This window comes from Bradyrhizobium sp. 41S5 (assembly GCF_011516665.3).
Taxonomy (GTDB): Bacteria; Pseudomonadota; Alphaproteobacteria; order Rhizobiales; family Xanthobacteraceae; genus Bradyrhizobium; species Bradyrhizobium quebecense.
In genome coordinates, this window is record NZ_CP083721.1 from 6,329,632 (window position 1) to 6,343,088 (window position 13,457).

A 13,457-nucleotide genomic window follows, 5' to 3' on the forward strand; every position below is an offset into this window, starting at 1 on the left:
CCCCGCCACAATACCCCCGCAAAAATTCGATTGATTCTGCGCCGGGGCAAGCATGGCCTGCGACAGGTCATGTTTGGACGACAAGATCCGATCACGGTCTGATCGGCGCACTGGGAACACATAATGGCCGAAAACGCTCAAGCCGACGTCAAGAAGCTCTCCTTTGAACGCGCGATCGAGGAACTCGAATCGATCGTCAAGCGGCTCGAGGACGGCAAGGTCCCGCTTGAGGAATCGGTCGCGATCTATGAGCGCGGCGAGGCGCTGAAGCGGCGCTGCGAGGAATTGCTGCGCCAGGCCGAAGCCCGCGTCGACAAGATCACCACCGACGCCTCGGGCCAGCCGACCGGCACCGAGCCGCTCGACGTGCAGTAGCGCCGATCCACCGCGATCACGCGACATGATGTCCGCCACCGCCGGGCGATTGTTGCCGTGCATTTCCGTTGGTCGACCACGCCGCGGGGCGACCGCCGCGATCGGGTACGGCTGCGAATCAGGCCGATCCGGACCGTCCCGGCTCTCGTCAAATTAGCAAAAATGGAACCCGCCCCCGGCCCGAGCATTGAAAAGTCTAGGCTTTTCAGGATAACGCATAGGAACCCTGCGCCCCCTAGCGGGTTGGCTTTGGTTACGGCTTTGGTGTAATGCTTCCAGTTCTATGGGCATTTGAGGGTGGCGGGCGGCCCGGATTTTTCGGGCGGCAGGCATCTCAAATGGTTCGACAAAACTGAACCGGGACGGGTGAAGAGCGACCAAGGTGGTGCATATCACGTGGTCCAATCCGGAGTGAATCTAGGCTTACAACCAGGCAGGGCCTGCCGGGACGGCACCCAGTGTCTGGCATTCGCTGCGCGGTGAGCGCGCCAACCCATCTCGCGTCGGGCCGTTCGTTCCGACAGGCAAAAATTGGAAATTCGCTGTGACCACATTTAGTAAGACGCCGCTTCTTGACACTATTCACACGCCGGATGACCTGCGCAAGCTGAAGGTCGAGCAGGTGCGGCAGGTTGCCGACGAGCTCCGCCAGGAAACCATCGACGCCGTGTCGGTGACCGGCGGCCATTTCGGCGCCGGCCTCGGCGTGGTCGAACTGACCACCGCCATCCACTATATCTTCGACACCCCGCGCGACCGCCTGATCTGGGACGTCGGCCACCAGGCCTATCCGCACAAGATCCTGACCGGTCGCCGCGACCGCATCCGCACCCTGCGCACCGGCGGCGGCCTCTCCGGCTTCACCAAGCGGACCGAGAGCGACTACGATCCGTTCGGCGCCGCGCACTCCTCGACCTCGATTTCGGCCGGCCTCGGCATGGCCGTGGCGCGCGACCTCTCCGGCGGCAAGAACAACGTTATCGCCGTGATCGGTGACGGCGCGATGTCGGCGGGCATGGCCTATGAGGCCATGAACAACGCCGGCGCGATGAACTCGCGCCTGATCGTGATCCTCAACGACAACGACATGTCGATCGCCCCGCCGGTCGGCGCGATGAGCGCCTATCTGTCGCGCCTCTACTCCGGCAAGACCTACCGTTCGCTGCGCGAGGCGGCCAAGCAGATCAACAAGCGCCTGCCGAAGATCCTCGCCAACCGCGCCAACCGCGTCGAGGAATATTCCCGGGGCTTCATGATGGACGGCGGCACGCTGTTCGAGGAGCTCGGCTTCTATTATGTCGGCCCGATCGACGGCCACAATCTCGACCATCTGCTGCCGGTGCTGAAGAACGTCCGCGACATGGAGACCGGACCGATCCTGGTTCACGTCGTGACCCAGAAGGGCAAGGGCTACGGCCCGGCCGAGGCTTCCGCCGACAAGTACCACGCCGTGGTCAAGTTCGACGTCGCGACCGGCACCCAGGCCAAGGCCAAGCCGAATGCGCCGGCCTACCAGAACGTGTTCGGCCAGAGCCTCGTCAAGGAAGCGCAGAAGGACGACAAGATCGTCGCCATCACCGCGGCGATGCCGTCGGGCACCGGCGTCGACATCTTCAACAAGGCGTTCCCGGAGCGCACCTTCGACGTCGGCATCGCCGAGCAGCACGCGGTGACGTTCGCCGCCGGCCTCGCCACCGAAGGCTACAAGCCGTTCTGCGCGATCTATTCGACCTTCCTGCAGCGCGGCTATGACCAGGTGGTCCATGACGTCGCGATCCAGAGCCTTCCGGTCCGCTTCGCGATCGACCGCGCCGGCCTGGTCGGCGCCGACGGCGCGACCCATGCCGGTTCGTTCGACAACGCCTATCTCGGCTGTCTGCCGAACATGGTGATCATGGCCGCCTCCGACGAGGCGGAAATGGTCCACATGGTGGCGACCCAGGTTGCGATCAACGATCGTCCGAGCGCGCTGCGCTATCCGCGTGGCGAAGGCCGCGGCGTCGAGATGCCGGAAGTCGGCGTTCCCCTCCCGATCGGCAAGGGTCGCATTGTCCGCGAGGGCAAGCAGGTCGCGCTGCTGTCGTTCGGCACCCGCCTCGCCGAGTGCGAGAAGGCCGCCGACGAGCTCGCTGCCCACGGTCTCTCCGCAACAATCGCCGACGCGCGCTTCATGAAGCCGCTCGACGAGGAGATGATCATGAAGCTCGCCCGCGACCACGAGATCCTGATCACCATCGAGGAAGGTTCGATCGGCGGCTTCGGCTCGCATGTCATGCAGTTCCTGTCCGACAACGCCATGCTGGACAGCGGCATGCTCAAGTTCCGCTCGATGATCCTGCCCGACGTGTTCCTCGACCACGACTCGCCGGCGGCGATGTATGCCCGCGCGGGTCTCGACGCCAAGAGCATCGTTGCCAAGGTGTTCGAGACCCTCGGCAAGGACTACAAGACCGAGACCGTCAAGCTCGCGTAATCGCTTCGGGCGGCGCTCCCGGGAGCGGCGGCAAGTCCATGAAAATCTATCTGGCAGGTCCTGACGTGTTCCTGCCGGATGCCGTGGAGATCGGCCGCCGCAAGGCGGAGGTGTGCGCCTATCACGGACTGACCGGGCTCTATCCGCTCGACAACAGCATCAATCCCACCGCCGCCGGCGCCTCGCTCACCATCTTCAAAAGCAACGAGGCTATGATGGAATCGGCCGACGCCGTCATCGCCAATTTGACGCCGTTTCGCGGCCCCAGTGCCGACGCAGGCACCGTCTACGAACTCGGTTACATGGCTGGACGCGGCAAGCTGTGCCTCGCCTATTCGAACGATCCCACGTCCTACGCCAATCGCGTGGCGCGGCTGCAGCAGGTCGTGCCGGCATCCGACGGACGCCTGATCGACGCGGAGGGGCTGACGGTGGAAGAGTTTGGCTTGCCGGACAATCTGATGATGATGCATGCGCTCGAGCTGCACGGCCGTCCGCTGGTAACACCGAGGGAGCCTGCGGCCGACCTCTGGCACGACCTCACCTCCTTCGAGACCTGCGTGCGGCTCGCCGCCGCGCAGCGCCGGCAGGCCGCCAAATGACCAAGCAAGTGACCAAGCCGGGCAACAACGACAACGACGCATCCGCCGGCAAGCGCATCGACGTGCTGCTGGTCGAGCGCGGCCTGTTCGAAAGCCGGGCCCGGGCGCGCGCCGCGATCGACGCCGGCCTCGTCACCGCCGACGGCAAGCCAATTGCAAAGGCATCCGAGATCGTGGCGCCCGGCGCCGCACTCACGGCCGAGCCGGCGCATCCCTATGTCTCGCGCGGCGGCGTCAAGCTCGCCGGCGCGCTCGAACACTATCCGATCGACGTCGAGGGCCATGTCTGCCTCGATGTCGGCGCCTCGACCGGCGGCTTCACCGAAGTGCTGCTCGCCAATGGTGCGAGCCTCGTCTTCGCCATCGATGTCGGCCACGGCCAGCTGCATCCCTCGCTGCAGGGGCATCCGAAGATCGTCTCCATGGAGGAGACCGACATCAGGAATTTCGAGGGCAAGCGCCTGCCGGCGCGGCCCGATGTCGTCGTGATCGACGTCAGCTTCATCTCGCTGAAGCTGGTGCTGCCGGTGGCGCTGTCGCTGGCGGCGGCGCCGATGCAACTGTTGGCGCTGATCAAGCCGCAATTCGAGGCGGCGCGCAAGCACGCCAAGCGCGGCGTCATCCGCAATGCGATGGTGCACCAGGAGATCTGCGACGATATCGCCGCCTTTGCCGCCTCGCTCGGCTGCACCGACATTCAGGTGTTCCCGTCATCGATCACCGGCGGCGACGGCAACATCGAATTCTTCCTCGGCGCGCGCCGTGGCTGAGCTCCTCACCATCGACCATGTCGGCCATCGCGGCGACGGCGTTGCGATCGACGGCGCGCAGTCGATTTTCGTGCCCTATACGCTGGCCGGCGAAACGGTCGAGGTCGACGACGTTCCGGGCAATCATCCCGACCGGCGGCGGCTGGTGCGGGTGACGCAGGAAAGCCCCGAGCGGATCACGCCGTTCTGCCCGCATTTCGGCGTCTGCGGCGGCTGTGCGATCCAGCACTGGAATGACACGCCCTACCGCGCCTGGAAACGCAACATCGTGGTCGAGACGTTGGCACAGGCAAAGGTCGCGGCCGAAGTCGCGCCGTTGCTCGACGCCCATGGCGCCGGCCGCCGCCGCATCACGCTGCACGGACGCATGGGCACCCATGAGGTGCTCAAGGTCGGCTTCGCTGCGGCCGGTTCGCACGACATCATCCCGGTCGACCGCTGTCCGATCCTCGATCCGGCGCTCGACGGCGCGCTCGAGGCAGCCTGGGCCACAGCCGAGCCGCTGATCTCGGTCGGCAAGCCGCTCGACATCCAGGTGACCGCGACCCTCAACGGCCTCGACATCGATGTACGCGGCTCCGGCGCGCTACCGACCAGCCTGATCACCACCCTGTCGCGGGTCGCGGAGAAGCACCGGCTGGCACGCTTGACACGGCATGGCGAGCTGGTGCTGCAGCGCAGCTCTCCCGAGGTTGCGATCGGAAAGGTGAAGGTCGTGCTGCCGCCGGGCTCGTTCCTGCAAGCGACCGCCAAGGGCGAGGAGACGCTTGCGGCGCTGGTTCGCGAGCATTGCGGACGCGCCAAACACATCGCCGATCTGTTTTGCGGGGTCGGCCCGTTTGCGCTCCGCCTCGCCGAGAAGGCGCGGGTCACGGCCTTCGACAGCGACGCCGACGCGATCACGGCACTGCAGAAGGCTGCGCAATCGACGTCGGGGCTGAAGCCGCTCAAGGCCGAGGCGCGCGACCTGTTCCGCCGCCCCCTGATGCCGCAGGAATTGCGCGACTACGACGCCGTCGTGTTCGATCCGCCCCGGCAAGGCGCGCAGGCGCTGGTCACCCAGCTTGCGGCGAGCAAGGTGCCGGTGGTCGTCGCGGTGTCCTGCAACGCCGCAACGTTTGCGCGCGACGCAAAAATCCTGATCGATGGCGGCTACAAGATCGCTAGCGTCACTCCGGTCGATCAGTTCCGCCACACCCCGCATGTCGAGCTGGTGGCGCGCTTTGCGCGCTGACTGACGTGACCGGGACAGAACCGTAGGATGGGTAGAGCGAAGCGAAACCCATCGCGGCGAATTGAAATTGATGGGTTTCGCTTCGCTCTACCCATCCTACGAGATCACGAATCGTCCTCACCGCCCCCAGCGATCCTGCCAGATCTTCTCGCCGATCGTGCAACTGACCCGCGGCTCCTTCTCGGCGGTCCGCACGATCGGGCGCTCGGGGGTGCGGCCCGCGACCTCGAGCAGCAGCTTGGTGCGGATCGCTTCCTTGAACTTCTCACGATCCTTGATCGACACCACGAAGGAGCCAGGGCCACCGATCACACAGTCCTCATAATAGTAGTCGAGATTTTCGATATCCATCGTCGAATAGGACGGCTCCTTCACCATGATCGGCAGGCCGTTGATGACGATGCCCTTGTCGAGCGCCGCGTCGCGCGCAGGCGTGATCGGCGTGCCGTTGTTGTTGGGGCCGTCGCCGGAAATATCGATCACGCGGCGCAGGCCGCGATGCGGATTCTCGTCGAACATCGGGATCGCGAAATAGATCGCGCCCGAGATCGAGGTGCGCGAGGCGCGGCGCACCGGCGTCTTCATGATCTCGGCGGAGACCGCGTCGGCGGATTCGGGGCCGTCGATCACCCGCCAGGGAATGATGACCTTCTGGTCGTTGGAGGCGGCCCATTCGAAATAGGTGATCGAAATCTTGCCGTTCGGGCCGGCCTTCAGCGCCTGCAGGAACTCCTTGGAAACGATCGCCTGCGCATAGCCCTCGCGCTGGATCGCGAGTTCGTCCATGTCCATCGAGTAGGAGACGTCGACCGCGATGATCAACTCGATGTCGACGCTCGGCGTGGATTCCTTTTCGGCCAGCCGGCCTGTCTGTGTTCCCGGGCCGGGGGCGGCAACACCGGCCACATCGCCGCTGGCCAACATGCCCGCGACAAGCACCGCTCCGATCGAGACATACCAGCGCATTGCGGCCCTCCCGTCGTGTCCTGTCATGGTGACACGCAAATCAGGCGGCGAAAAGCGCAGATATCATCTCTCCTTCACATTCAAGTTAGAGGTCTGCAAGTTAGAGGTCTGCAAGTTAGAGGTCTGCAAGTTAGAGGTCTGCAAGCTAGACGCTTGCGGATCACTTGCCGCGATTGCGGCAACGCGCGCCGTGCCGTTGCCGCAATGACGCCGTGCAAATCGAACGGTTCCAACACGCGCGGGAAGACGGTATTCTTACGGGCAATCGCGAGGGAGTGCGATGCCCGATACCGTCGTCAAACCGAAAACCAGGACAAAGACCAAGGTCGAGCGGCCGCGCCTGCACAAGGTGATCCTGGTCAACGACGACTACACGCCGCGCGAATTCGTCGTCACCGTGCTGAAGGGTGAATTCCGCATGACCGACGACCAGGCCTACAAGGTGATGCTGACGGCGCACCAGCGTGGCGTCTGCGTGGTCGCGGTGTTCACCAGGGATGTCGCCGAGACCAAGGCAACGCGCGCCACCGACGCCGGCCGCGCCAAGGGTTATCCGCTGCTGTTCACCACTGAGCCCGAGGAATAGCGCGCCAGCGCCAGATTGCCGCAGGCCTTGCCGCGAATTTTATCGATCGTAGCGACGCCTGCTTTAGGTATCGCATGGCACGAACGCGGCATGACCGTCGCACTGCGCCAACAGCTTTCACTGCGAAAGACCCGCCCGGAAACCTCGTTCGGGCCTTTTCGCCCGCTGCCCGGTCTGCCCTGGCTCGTCATCGCGGCGGCACTGCGGATCGTCGGCTATGGCAAGCCAGGCCTGATGCTGCCTGCACTGGTGCTGGCCGACGTTTGCGTGCTGCTCGCCTTCTTCGCAACGGCACGGGACTCGATCCAGGCCTCCGGAGGCCGATCATCGCTTGGTGAATTGACGCTGGCCGAGCAGACCGGACTGTCACTGTCGATCCTGTGGCGGATCGCGCTCGTGATGATCGTGGCTGCACTCGGGACCGCCGCGATCGGCTTCACATCGTTTGCACCGCACTTCCTGACGGGCCTCGACGGCATGGCCTTCGATCAGGCCACTCATCTCGGCCGGTTCTGGAGTGCCGCGATCGCAGCGCTGGTGCTGCTGATCATCGTCGATGCGGAAGGCAATGGCGGTCGCGTCGCGCTGTTTGCCGCCGTCAAGGACCTTGGGCGGCACGCTCTCTCGCTCGGCGCTGCCGTGCTCGTGCTGGGCGCGATCAACGTTGCGCTCGGCTACGGGCAGGGGTTGGTTCGCACCGCGATCTGGCACTTCTGGCAGACCTCGATGGTGGGCCAACCGATCAAGAGCCTGGTCTACGTCGTCTTCATCTTCGGCTTCGCGATGCTGCGGCTGTGGATCACGCTGTCGATCCTGACCTTCGGCCTGAAGCAGTCTTACGCGCGCGGCGGTTAGCTGGCCATCACCGCTCGGCCGGCCGCGCGAGCTGCGCCCGCTGGCTCAGCGCAATGTCGGCGACGACCGCCCCCATCACCAGCGCACCGCCGATCAGGGCGCGCGGCGACGGCACCTCGGCAAACGCCAGCCACACCCAGAACGGCATCAGCGGCGTTTCCAGCGTGGCGATCAGCGAGGCCTGCGCGGACGGCAGCAATCTGGAGCCGACCGTGAACAGGGTGAGGCCGAGACCGACCTGGCACGCGCCGAACATCGCGAGCACGCCGAGATCGGCGCCGGTGACCGCGCCGATGCCCTGCCCCAACGGCAAGCTCACGGCGCTGCCGAGAAAGTTCGAGAGCGCCGCGGCGGCGATCATCGGCGTCCTCTTGTGCCGCCGGATCACCACCGTCATCAGCGAAATCGCCAGCACCATCACGCAGGCAAGGCCGATGCCCCTGTAATCCGTGATGCCGCCGGCGCCGCTGACGGTGATCGCCACACCCGCGAGCGCGACAAGGCTTGCCAGCAATGTGCCGGGCCGCGCCCGCTCACCGAGCCAAAGCCGGGCGATCGCGGCCGCCGCAAACGGCTGCATCGCGATCAGAATGGCGACATTGGCGACGCTGGTCAGTTGCAGCGCCGGAATGAACGTCACCATGCCGAAGGTCGAGAGGCCGGCCACCAGCCATCCGCTCGCCGGCATCACGACGAGATCGCGCGCGCCGCGCCAGCCCTGCGTGGCGACCAGGAACAGCGCGATCGCGCCGCCACCGAACAGCCCGCGCCAGAACAGGATGGTCCAGGAATCGAAGGGCAGCAGCCTGGTGAAGAACGGCGCGGTGCTCCAGGCCGCCGCAGCCGCGACGACCAGCGCGATCCCGGTGCGATGCTGCGCGTGCACGTCAGTCACGTACGCTGCCCTTAGCTGGCAGCGGCGACCGGCGCCTCGTCGAACAGGCCGTAGACCCGTTCGGCCTTGGCAAATCCTGCGATCGGAAACTCGCCGAGATCGCTCCAGCCGCCGTCGTGAATGCCGGCGAAGCGCTCGGAAGCCACGACGGTGCGGCCGAGGCGGCCGGCGATCTTCTCGAGCCGTGCGGCGAGATTTACCGCAGGGCCTATGCAGGTGAAGTCGAGCCGGTTGCCGCCGCCGATATTGCCGTAGAGCACGCGCCCGAGATGCAGCGCGACGCCGAAGCGGAAGCGCTCGACGGCGTCGCCATTGGGGAATTGCAGCGCCTCGACCCCGGCGCGGGATGCGCGCGCCGCCTCCAGCACCCGCGAGCACACCTGCACCTCGTCGCCGAGATATTCGTCGACCGGGAACACCGCGAGCAGGCCGTCGCCCATGAACTTGAGCACCTCGCCGCCATGGTCGCGGATCGCGGTGACCTGACAATCGAAGTAGAGGTTGAGGATCTCCACGACGGTCTCCGCCGGCAAGCGGTCGGAAAGCGCGGTGAAGCCGCGCAGGTCGGACAGCCAGATCGCGGCATCCATCGTGTCGGCATGGCCGCGCCTGATCTGGCCGCCCATGATGCGCTCGCCGGCCCGGTTGCCGACGTAAGTGTCGAGCAACAGCGTTGCGGTGCGGCGCAGCGTGATGATCTCGATGTAGCGCGCCAGCGGGACAGTGATCGAGCGGATCGCGTCGAGTTGCTCCTCGGTGAAGCCGCCCGGCTGCCTGGTGGTCCAGCTCGAGGCATTGGTGAAGCCGTCGGTATAGACCAGCGGCACGGCGATGTAATCGGTGACGCCCTCCGCCTGCAAATCTACGACGATCGGAAAGCGCTTGCTGGCCGGATCGTCGAGCCGCGCGCGCACTTCAATGCCCTGCTTGAAGACGATCGACAGCGGGCTGACGGCAAATTCCGGGGTGTCCAGAATGTTGTGATCCACGGTGCCGGTTTCGACCTCGGCGCCGGGCTTCCAGAAGAAATGGCGGCCGTAGATCTCGGGGTGCAGCGTGCGTACGAAGACGCCGACGCGCCATAGCGGCAGCCCGGCCCGTACCAGGCGTTCGCAGCATTCCGCCATCATCTGCGGCGGGGTCGGCGCCGATCGCGCGCCGCCGATCATCCATTCGATGATGTCCCGAAGCTCCGACGCGTTCATGGCATTCCCCAAGCGAGCACCCGATCCGGTGATCTGCACTATACAGGGGATCAGCGCCCGGTCTGCCCGCGGTCGCGCAGAAAATGATCGGCCAGCACGCAGGCCATCATTGCCTCACCGACCGGCACCGCGCGGATGCCGACGCAGGGGTCGTGGCGGCCCTTGGTCAGGATGTCGGTATCGGCGCCTTTGCGGTCCACGGTCTGGCGCGTGGTCAGGATCGAGGACGTCGGCTTGACCGCAAAGCGCACCACCACCGGCTGGCCGGTCGAGATGCCGCCGAGCACGCCGCCGGCATGGTTGGACAGGAAACGCGTTCCGTTGTTGCCGGTCCGCATCTCGTCGGCGTTCTCCTCGCCTGTGAGTTCGGCGGCGCCGAAGCCGGCGCCGATCTCGACGCCTTTGACGGCGTTGATGCTCATCATCGCCGCAGCCAGATCGCTGTCGAGCTTGGCGTAGATCGGCGCGCCGAGCCCGGGCGGCACGCCCTCGGCGACGACCTCGATGACGGCGCCGATCGAGGAGCCGCTCTTTCTAATGCCGTCGAGATAGCTTTCGAAGAACGCCGCCTTGTCCTTGTCGGGACAGAAGAACGGGTTGTTGGCGATCTCGTCCCAGTCCCACTTCTCGCGGTCGATCTTGTGCGGCCCCATCTGCACAAGCGCGCCGCGGACCTTCACCTCGGGCAGGACTTTTCGCGCGATCGCGCCGGCCGCGACACGGGTCGCGGTCTCGCGCGCAGAGGAACGCCCGCCGCCGCGGTAGTCGCGCAGGCCGTATTTCGCCTCATAGGTGAAGTCGGCATGGCCGGGGCGGAACTTGTCCTTGATCTCGGAATAATCCTTCGAGCGCTGGTCGGTGTTCTCGATCAACAGCGCGATCGGCGTCCCGGTCGTGACCTGCACACCGCTTTCCGGATGCGCCATCACGCCGGACAGGATCTTCACCGCATCCGGCTCCTGGCGCTGGGTGGTGAAGCGCGACTGGCCGGGCCGGCGGCGGTCGAGGTCGTGCTGGATCTCCTCCACCGTCAGAGGGATCATCGGCGGACAGCCGTCCACCACGCAGCCGATCGCAACCCCATGGCTCTCGCCGAAGGTCGTGACGCGGAACATATGGCCGAAAGTATTGAAGGACATGGCGTGTCGTAACGCGCGCAGGCAGCGGGGTCAAACCTGAGACGTCATTCCGGGGCGATGCGAAGCATCGAGCCCGGAATCTCGCGATTCCGGGTTCGCTTCGCGCCCCGGAATGACGGGTGGGGACACCGCGCCCTTAACTATACTTCCGCAGGCCCGCCGCGCTGAACACGTAGACCGCGCCCTGCTCGATGGTGAGGTCGGCCGCGGAGGCCGTGGTCTCGAAGCCGAGCGCCACCATCAGCGCCCGCGCCGTGCCGCCATGGGCGACGGCGACCGTGTCCGACGTCACCGCGCGATACCACTCGGTCATCCGCGCCTGCACGTCGACATAGCTCTCGCCGCCCTCCGGCGACACCGTCCACTTCTCGGCCAGGCGGCGGGCATAGACGACGGGGTCGGCGGCCTGCGCCTCTGCCAACGTCGAGCCTTCCCACGTCCCGTAGGCGATCTCGCGCAGCCGCGCGTCGAGGGCGTAGTCGCCCTGCGGCAGGCCGAGCTCGGTGCGCACCAGCTCCATGGTCGCGCGCGCCCGGAGCAGCGGGCTTGCGACGAACGGCAGCGTCGCCTTGTCGCGGCCGTCGCGCGCCAGGAGATCGGCGAGGATGCGGCCGGCATGTGCCGCCTGGGCGCGGCCGCGCTCGTTGAGAGCAATATCCTGCACGCCCTGAAGCCGGCCTTCGGCGTTCCACGAGGTCTCGCCGTGGCGGATGTAGTAGATCGTTGGCACCGGCATTCGCTTCGAATTTTTCTGGCCCGGAGGTACACCAGCACTTTGGCTGGCGACAAGCCCAAATCGGCCGCAGCCGAGGCGCTATGCGCGGAGGTCGGCGCAAACCGGAATAGCCACGCCGTTAGGGTGTTATGTTGAGCAAGGCGGTTGCCGCCGAGACCATCGAAGACTGGGATGCATGACCGCGTTTCGTCAAAGTGTCGAGGCCATGATTCCAGCGCTCCGCCGCTATGCGCGGGCGCTGGTGCGTGACACGGATATCGCCGATGATTTGGTGCAGGACACGCTGGTGCGCGCGCTGCGCTCGGAGCGGCTGTTTCTCGGCGGCGACGTCAGGAGCTGGCTGTACACGATCCTGACCAATCTGAACAAGAACCGCAGGCGCTCGCTGGCGCGGCGGCCGGCCTTCATGCCGCTGCTCGACAACAATGCCGACGCCAGCGGCACCGAGGCCGAGGGACGCGATATCGAGCGCGCGCTGTCGACACTGGTCGAGGAGCAGCGCTCGGTGCTGCTGCTCGTGATGCTGGAGGGCATGAGCTACCGGGAGGTCGCCGATATCCAGGGCGTGCCGATCGGCACGGTGATGTCCCGCCTCGCCCGCGCGCGCGCCCATGTGCGGGCATCGATCGAGGGCCAGCGCCCAACGCTGAGGCGGGTGAAATGATAATGTGCGCGATGACAGGCGTTACGCATGCACGTCTTTCGAACAAGATTTGGCAGAGACCATTGATATGACCGACCCGAACATCCCCGTCACCGAAGACGAGCTGCATGCTTACGTCGACAACGAGCTGCCGGCCGAACGCCGCGGCGATGTCGAGGCATGGCTCGCCGCGCATCCCGACGACGCGGCGCGGGTGCAGTCGTGGCGCGCGATGGCCGAGACATTGCATGCGCGCTACGACACGGTGCTGGACGAGGCGGTGCCGAAGCGGCTCGAGCTCGAGCGGCTGGTGCGCCAGCCGCGCCGCTGGGTCTATGGCGCCGTGGCGGCGACGCTGATGGCCTTCATCGCCGGCGGCGGCGTCGGCTGGATCGCGCGCGGCGCCGCGGCGACGCCGTCGGCCTTCCAGAGCTTCACGCTCGATGCGCTGGATGCGCACCGGCTCTACGTGGTCGAGGTCCGTCATCCCGTCGAGGTGCCCGGCAGCGAGCGCGACCATCTGCAGCAATGGCTGACCAAGCGGTGCGGCTGGGATGTTCGCGCGCCCGACCTCACCGGGTTGAAGCTGGTCGGTGGCCGCCTGCTGCCGGGGCCGAGCGGGCCGGCGTCGTTCCTGATGTATGAGAGCACGTCCGGCGAGCGCTTCACGGTCTACACCGCCAAGGCGAAAACCGAGGCGACCCAGATGCGCTATGCCGTCCAAGGCAGCGACGGCGCGCTGTTCTGGGCCGATCGCGGCGTTGCCTATGTCGTCAGCGGCGGCACCGACCGCACGCGCCTGACCCAGGTCGCGCAGGCCGTCTACGATCAGATGGAGAAGAACGGCGGCTGATCTCCCGTAGATTTACGGGGAGATCAGCCGCCGATATTGTGCCGTTTCGAGCAAGTGAATCCAGCCTCACTCGGCGTCCCAATTCCGACATTGAAAATTTCGATTCGCGTCATGGACGCGTCTCA

Annotated in this window: 14 protein-coding genes; 9 read left to right on the plus strand and 5 right to left on the minus strand. The window is 65.9% G+C overall.

Annotation, left to right across the window (positions count from 1 at the left end):
- Positions 1-123 precede the first annotated feature (123 nt).
- From HAP47_RS30405 to HAP47_RS30425, 5 genes are all read left to right on the plus strand, one after another.
- Positions 124-375, plus strand: coding sequence for an exodeoxyribonuclease VII small subunit (locus tag HAP47_RS30405; RefSeq protein ID WP_092124735.1), 252 nt, complete (start codon positions 124-126; stop codon positions 373-375).
- A gap of 544 nt (positions 376-919) precedes the next feature.
- Positions 920-2,848: a 1-deoxy-D-xylulose-5-phosphate synthase gene (gene dxs, locus HAP47_RS30410; protein WP_173641411.1), complete on the plus strand. Its 1,929-nt coding sequence runs from the start codon at positions 920-922 to the stop codon at positions 2,846-2,848.
- Between the two features lie 38 nt (positions 2,849-2,886).
- Positions 2,887-3,450: a nucleoside 2-deoxyribosyltransferase gene (locus tag HAP47_RS30415; RefSeq protein WP_173641410.1), complete on the plus strand. Its 564-nt coding sequence runs from the start codon at positions 2,887-2,889 to the stop codon at positions 3,448-3,450.
- Complete coding sequence (locus HAP47_RS30420) at positions 3,447-4,220, plus strand: TlyA family RNA methyltransferase (RefSeq protein WP_173641409.1); 774 nt, start codon at positions 3,447-3,449, stop codon at positions 4,218-4,220. The genes HAP47_RS30415 and HAP47_RS30420 overlap by 4 nt, the downstream gene beginning before the upstream one ends.
- A complete protein-coding gene (locus HAP47_RS30425) occupies positions 4,213-5,454 on the plus strand; it encodes a class I SAM-dependent RNA methyltransferase (protein WP_173641408.1) in 1,242 nt (413 codons plus the stop codon). Before HAP47_RS30420 ends, HAP47_RS30425 begins: the two co-directional genes overlap by 8 nt.
- 117 nt (positions 5,455-5,571) lie before the next feature.
- Here the strand turns inward: HAP47_RS30425 and HAP47_RS30430 are convergent, their stop codons facing one another.
- Complete coding sequence (locus tag HAP47_RS30430; RefSeq protein ID WP_173641407.1) at positions 5,572-6,420, minus strand: DUF1194 domain-containing protein; 849 nt, start codon at positions 6,418-6,420, stop codon at positions 5,572-5,574.
- A 280-nt stretch (positions 6,421-6,700) separates the two neighbouring features.
- Between HAP47_RS30430 and clpS the strand changes: the two genes are divergently transcribed.
- Together clpS and HAP47_RS30440 are read left to right on the plus strand one after the other, a co-directional pair.
- Positions 6,701-7,006, plus strand: coding sequence for an ATP-dependent Clp protease adapter ClpS (gene clpS, locus HAP47_RS30435; RefSeq protein ID WP_021076758.1), 306 nt, complete (start codon positions 6,701-6,703; stop codon positions 7,004-7,006).
- A 90-nt stretch (positions 7,007-7,096) separates the two neighbouring features.
- A complete protein-coding gene (locus HAP47_RS30440; protein WP_231168470.1) occupies positions 7,097-7,861 on the plus strand; it encodes a hypothetical protein in 765 nt (254 codons plus the stop codon).
- Between the two features lie 7 nt (positions 7,862-7,868).
- On the opposite strand, the gene HAP47_RS30445 is transcribed toward HAP47_RS30440, so the two are convergent.
- The 4 genes from HAP47_RS30445 to HAP47_RS30460 all read right to left on the minus strand — a co-directional run bounded on the left by HAP47_RS30445 (position 7,869) and on the right by HAP47_RS30460 (position 11,836).
- A complete protein-coding gene (locus HAP47_RS30445; protein WP_173641406.1) occupies positions 7,869-8,756 on the minus strand; it encodes a DMT family transporter in 888 nt (295 codons plus the stop codon).
- Positions 8,757-8,767: 11 nt separating this feature from the next.
- Positions 8,768-9,961 carry an adenylate/guanylate cyclase domain-containing protein gene (locus HAP47_RS30450; protein ID WP_173641405.1) on the minus strand — a complete coding sequence of 398 codons (1,194 nt, stop codon included), beginning with the start codon at positions 9,959-9,961 and terminating at the stop codon, positions 8,768-8,770.
- Positions 9,962-10,011: 50 nt separating this feature from the next.
- Positions 10,012-11,100: a chorismate synthase gene (aroC, locus tag HAP47_RS30455; protein WP_173641404.1), complete on the minus strand. Its 1,089-nt coding sequence runs from the start codon at positions 11,098-11,100 to the stop codon at positions 10,012-10,014.
- 136 nt (positions 11,101-11,236) lie between these two features.
- Positions 11,237-11,836, minus strand: coding sequence for a histidine phosphatase family protein (locus HAP47_RS30460; protein ID WP_173641403.1), 600 nt, complete (start codon positions 11,834-11,836; stop codon positions 11,237-11,239).
- A gap of 175 nt (positions 11,837-12,011) precedes the next feature.
- Between HAP47_RS30460 and HAP47_RS30465 the strand changes: the two genes are divergently transcribed.
- Together HAP47_RS30465 and HAP47_RS30470 are read left to right on the plus strand one after the other, a co-directional pair.
- On the plus strand, positions 12,012-12,500 hold the full coding sequence (locus tag HAP47_RS30465) for a sigma-70 family RNA polymerase sigma factor (RefSeq protein ID WP_173641402.1): 489 nt from the start codon (positions 12,012-12,014) through the stop codon (positions 12,498-12,500).
- A 67-nt stretch (positions 12,501-12,567) separates the two neighbouring features.
- Positions 12,568-13,332: an anti-sigma factor family protein gene (locus HAP47_RS30470; RefSeq protein ID WP_173641401.1), complete on the plus strand. Its 765-nt coding sequence runs from the start codon at positions 12,568-12,570 to the stop codon at positions 13,330-13,332.
- The last annotated feature ends 125 nt before the right edge of the window (positions 13,333-13,457 follow it).

What these genes read in the sequence shown, in the direction of transcription:
- HAP47_RS30440 (WP_231168470.1), top strand. Translation starts at nt 7,097, where the DNA reads ATGACCGTCGCACTGCGCCAACAGCTTTCACTGCGAAAGACCCGCCCG.
- HAP47_RS30470 (WP_173641401.1), top strand. Translation starts at nt 12,568, where the DNA reads ATGACCGACCCGAACATCCCCGTCACCGAAGACGAGCTGCATGCTTAC.
- HAP47_RS30420 (WP_173641409.1), top strand. Translation starts at nt 3,447, where the DNA reads ATGACCAAGCAAGTGACCAAGCCGGGCAACAACGACAACGACGCATCC.
- HAP47_RS30460 (WP_173641403.1), bottom strand. Translation starts at nt 11,836, where the DNA reads ATGCCGGTGCCAACGATCTACTACATCCGCCACGGCGAGACCTCGTGG.
- HAP47_RS30430 (WP_173641407.1), bottom strand. Translation starts at nt 6,420, where the DNA reads ATGCGCTGGTATGTCTCGATCGGAGCGGTGCTTGTCGCGGGCATGTTG.
- clpS (WP_021076758.1), top strand. Translation starts at nt 6,701, where the DNA reads ATGCCCGATACCGTCGTCAAACCGAAAACCAGGACAAAGACCAAGGTC.
- HAP47_RS30450 (WP_173641405.1), bottom strand. Translation starts at nt 9,961, where the DNA reads ATGAACGCGTCGGAGCTTCGGGACATCATCGAATGGATGATCGGCGGC.
- HAP47_RS30465 (WP_173641402.1), top strand. Translation starts at nt 12,012, where the DNA reads ATGACCGCGTTTCGTCAAAGTGTCGAGGCCATGATTCCAGCGCTCCGC.
- HAP47_RS30415 (WP_173641410.1), top strand. Translation starts at nt 2,887, where the DNA reads ATGAAAATCTATCTGGCAGGTCCTGACGTGTTCCTGCCGGATGCCGTG.
- aroC (WP_173641404.1), bottom strand. Translation starts at nt 11,100, where the DNA reads ATGTCCTTCAATACTTTCGGCCATATGTTCCGCGTCACGACCTTCGGC.
- HAP47_RS30405 (WP_092124735.1), top strand. Translation starts at nt 124, where the DNA reads ATGGCCGAAAACGCTCAAGCCGACGTCAAGAAGCTCTCCTTTGAACGC.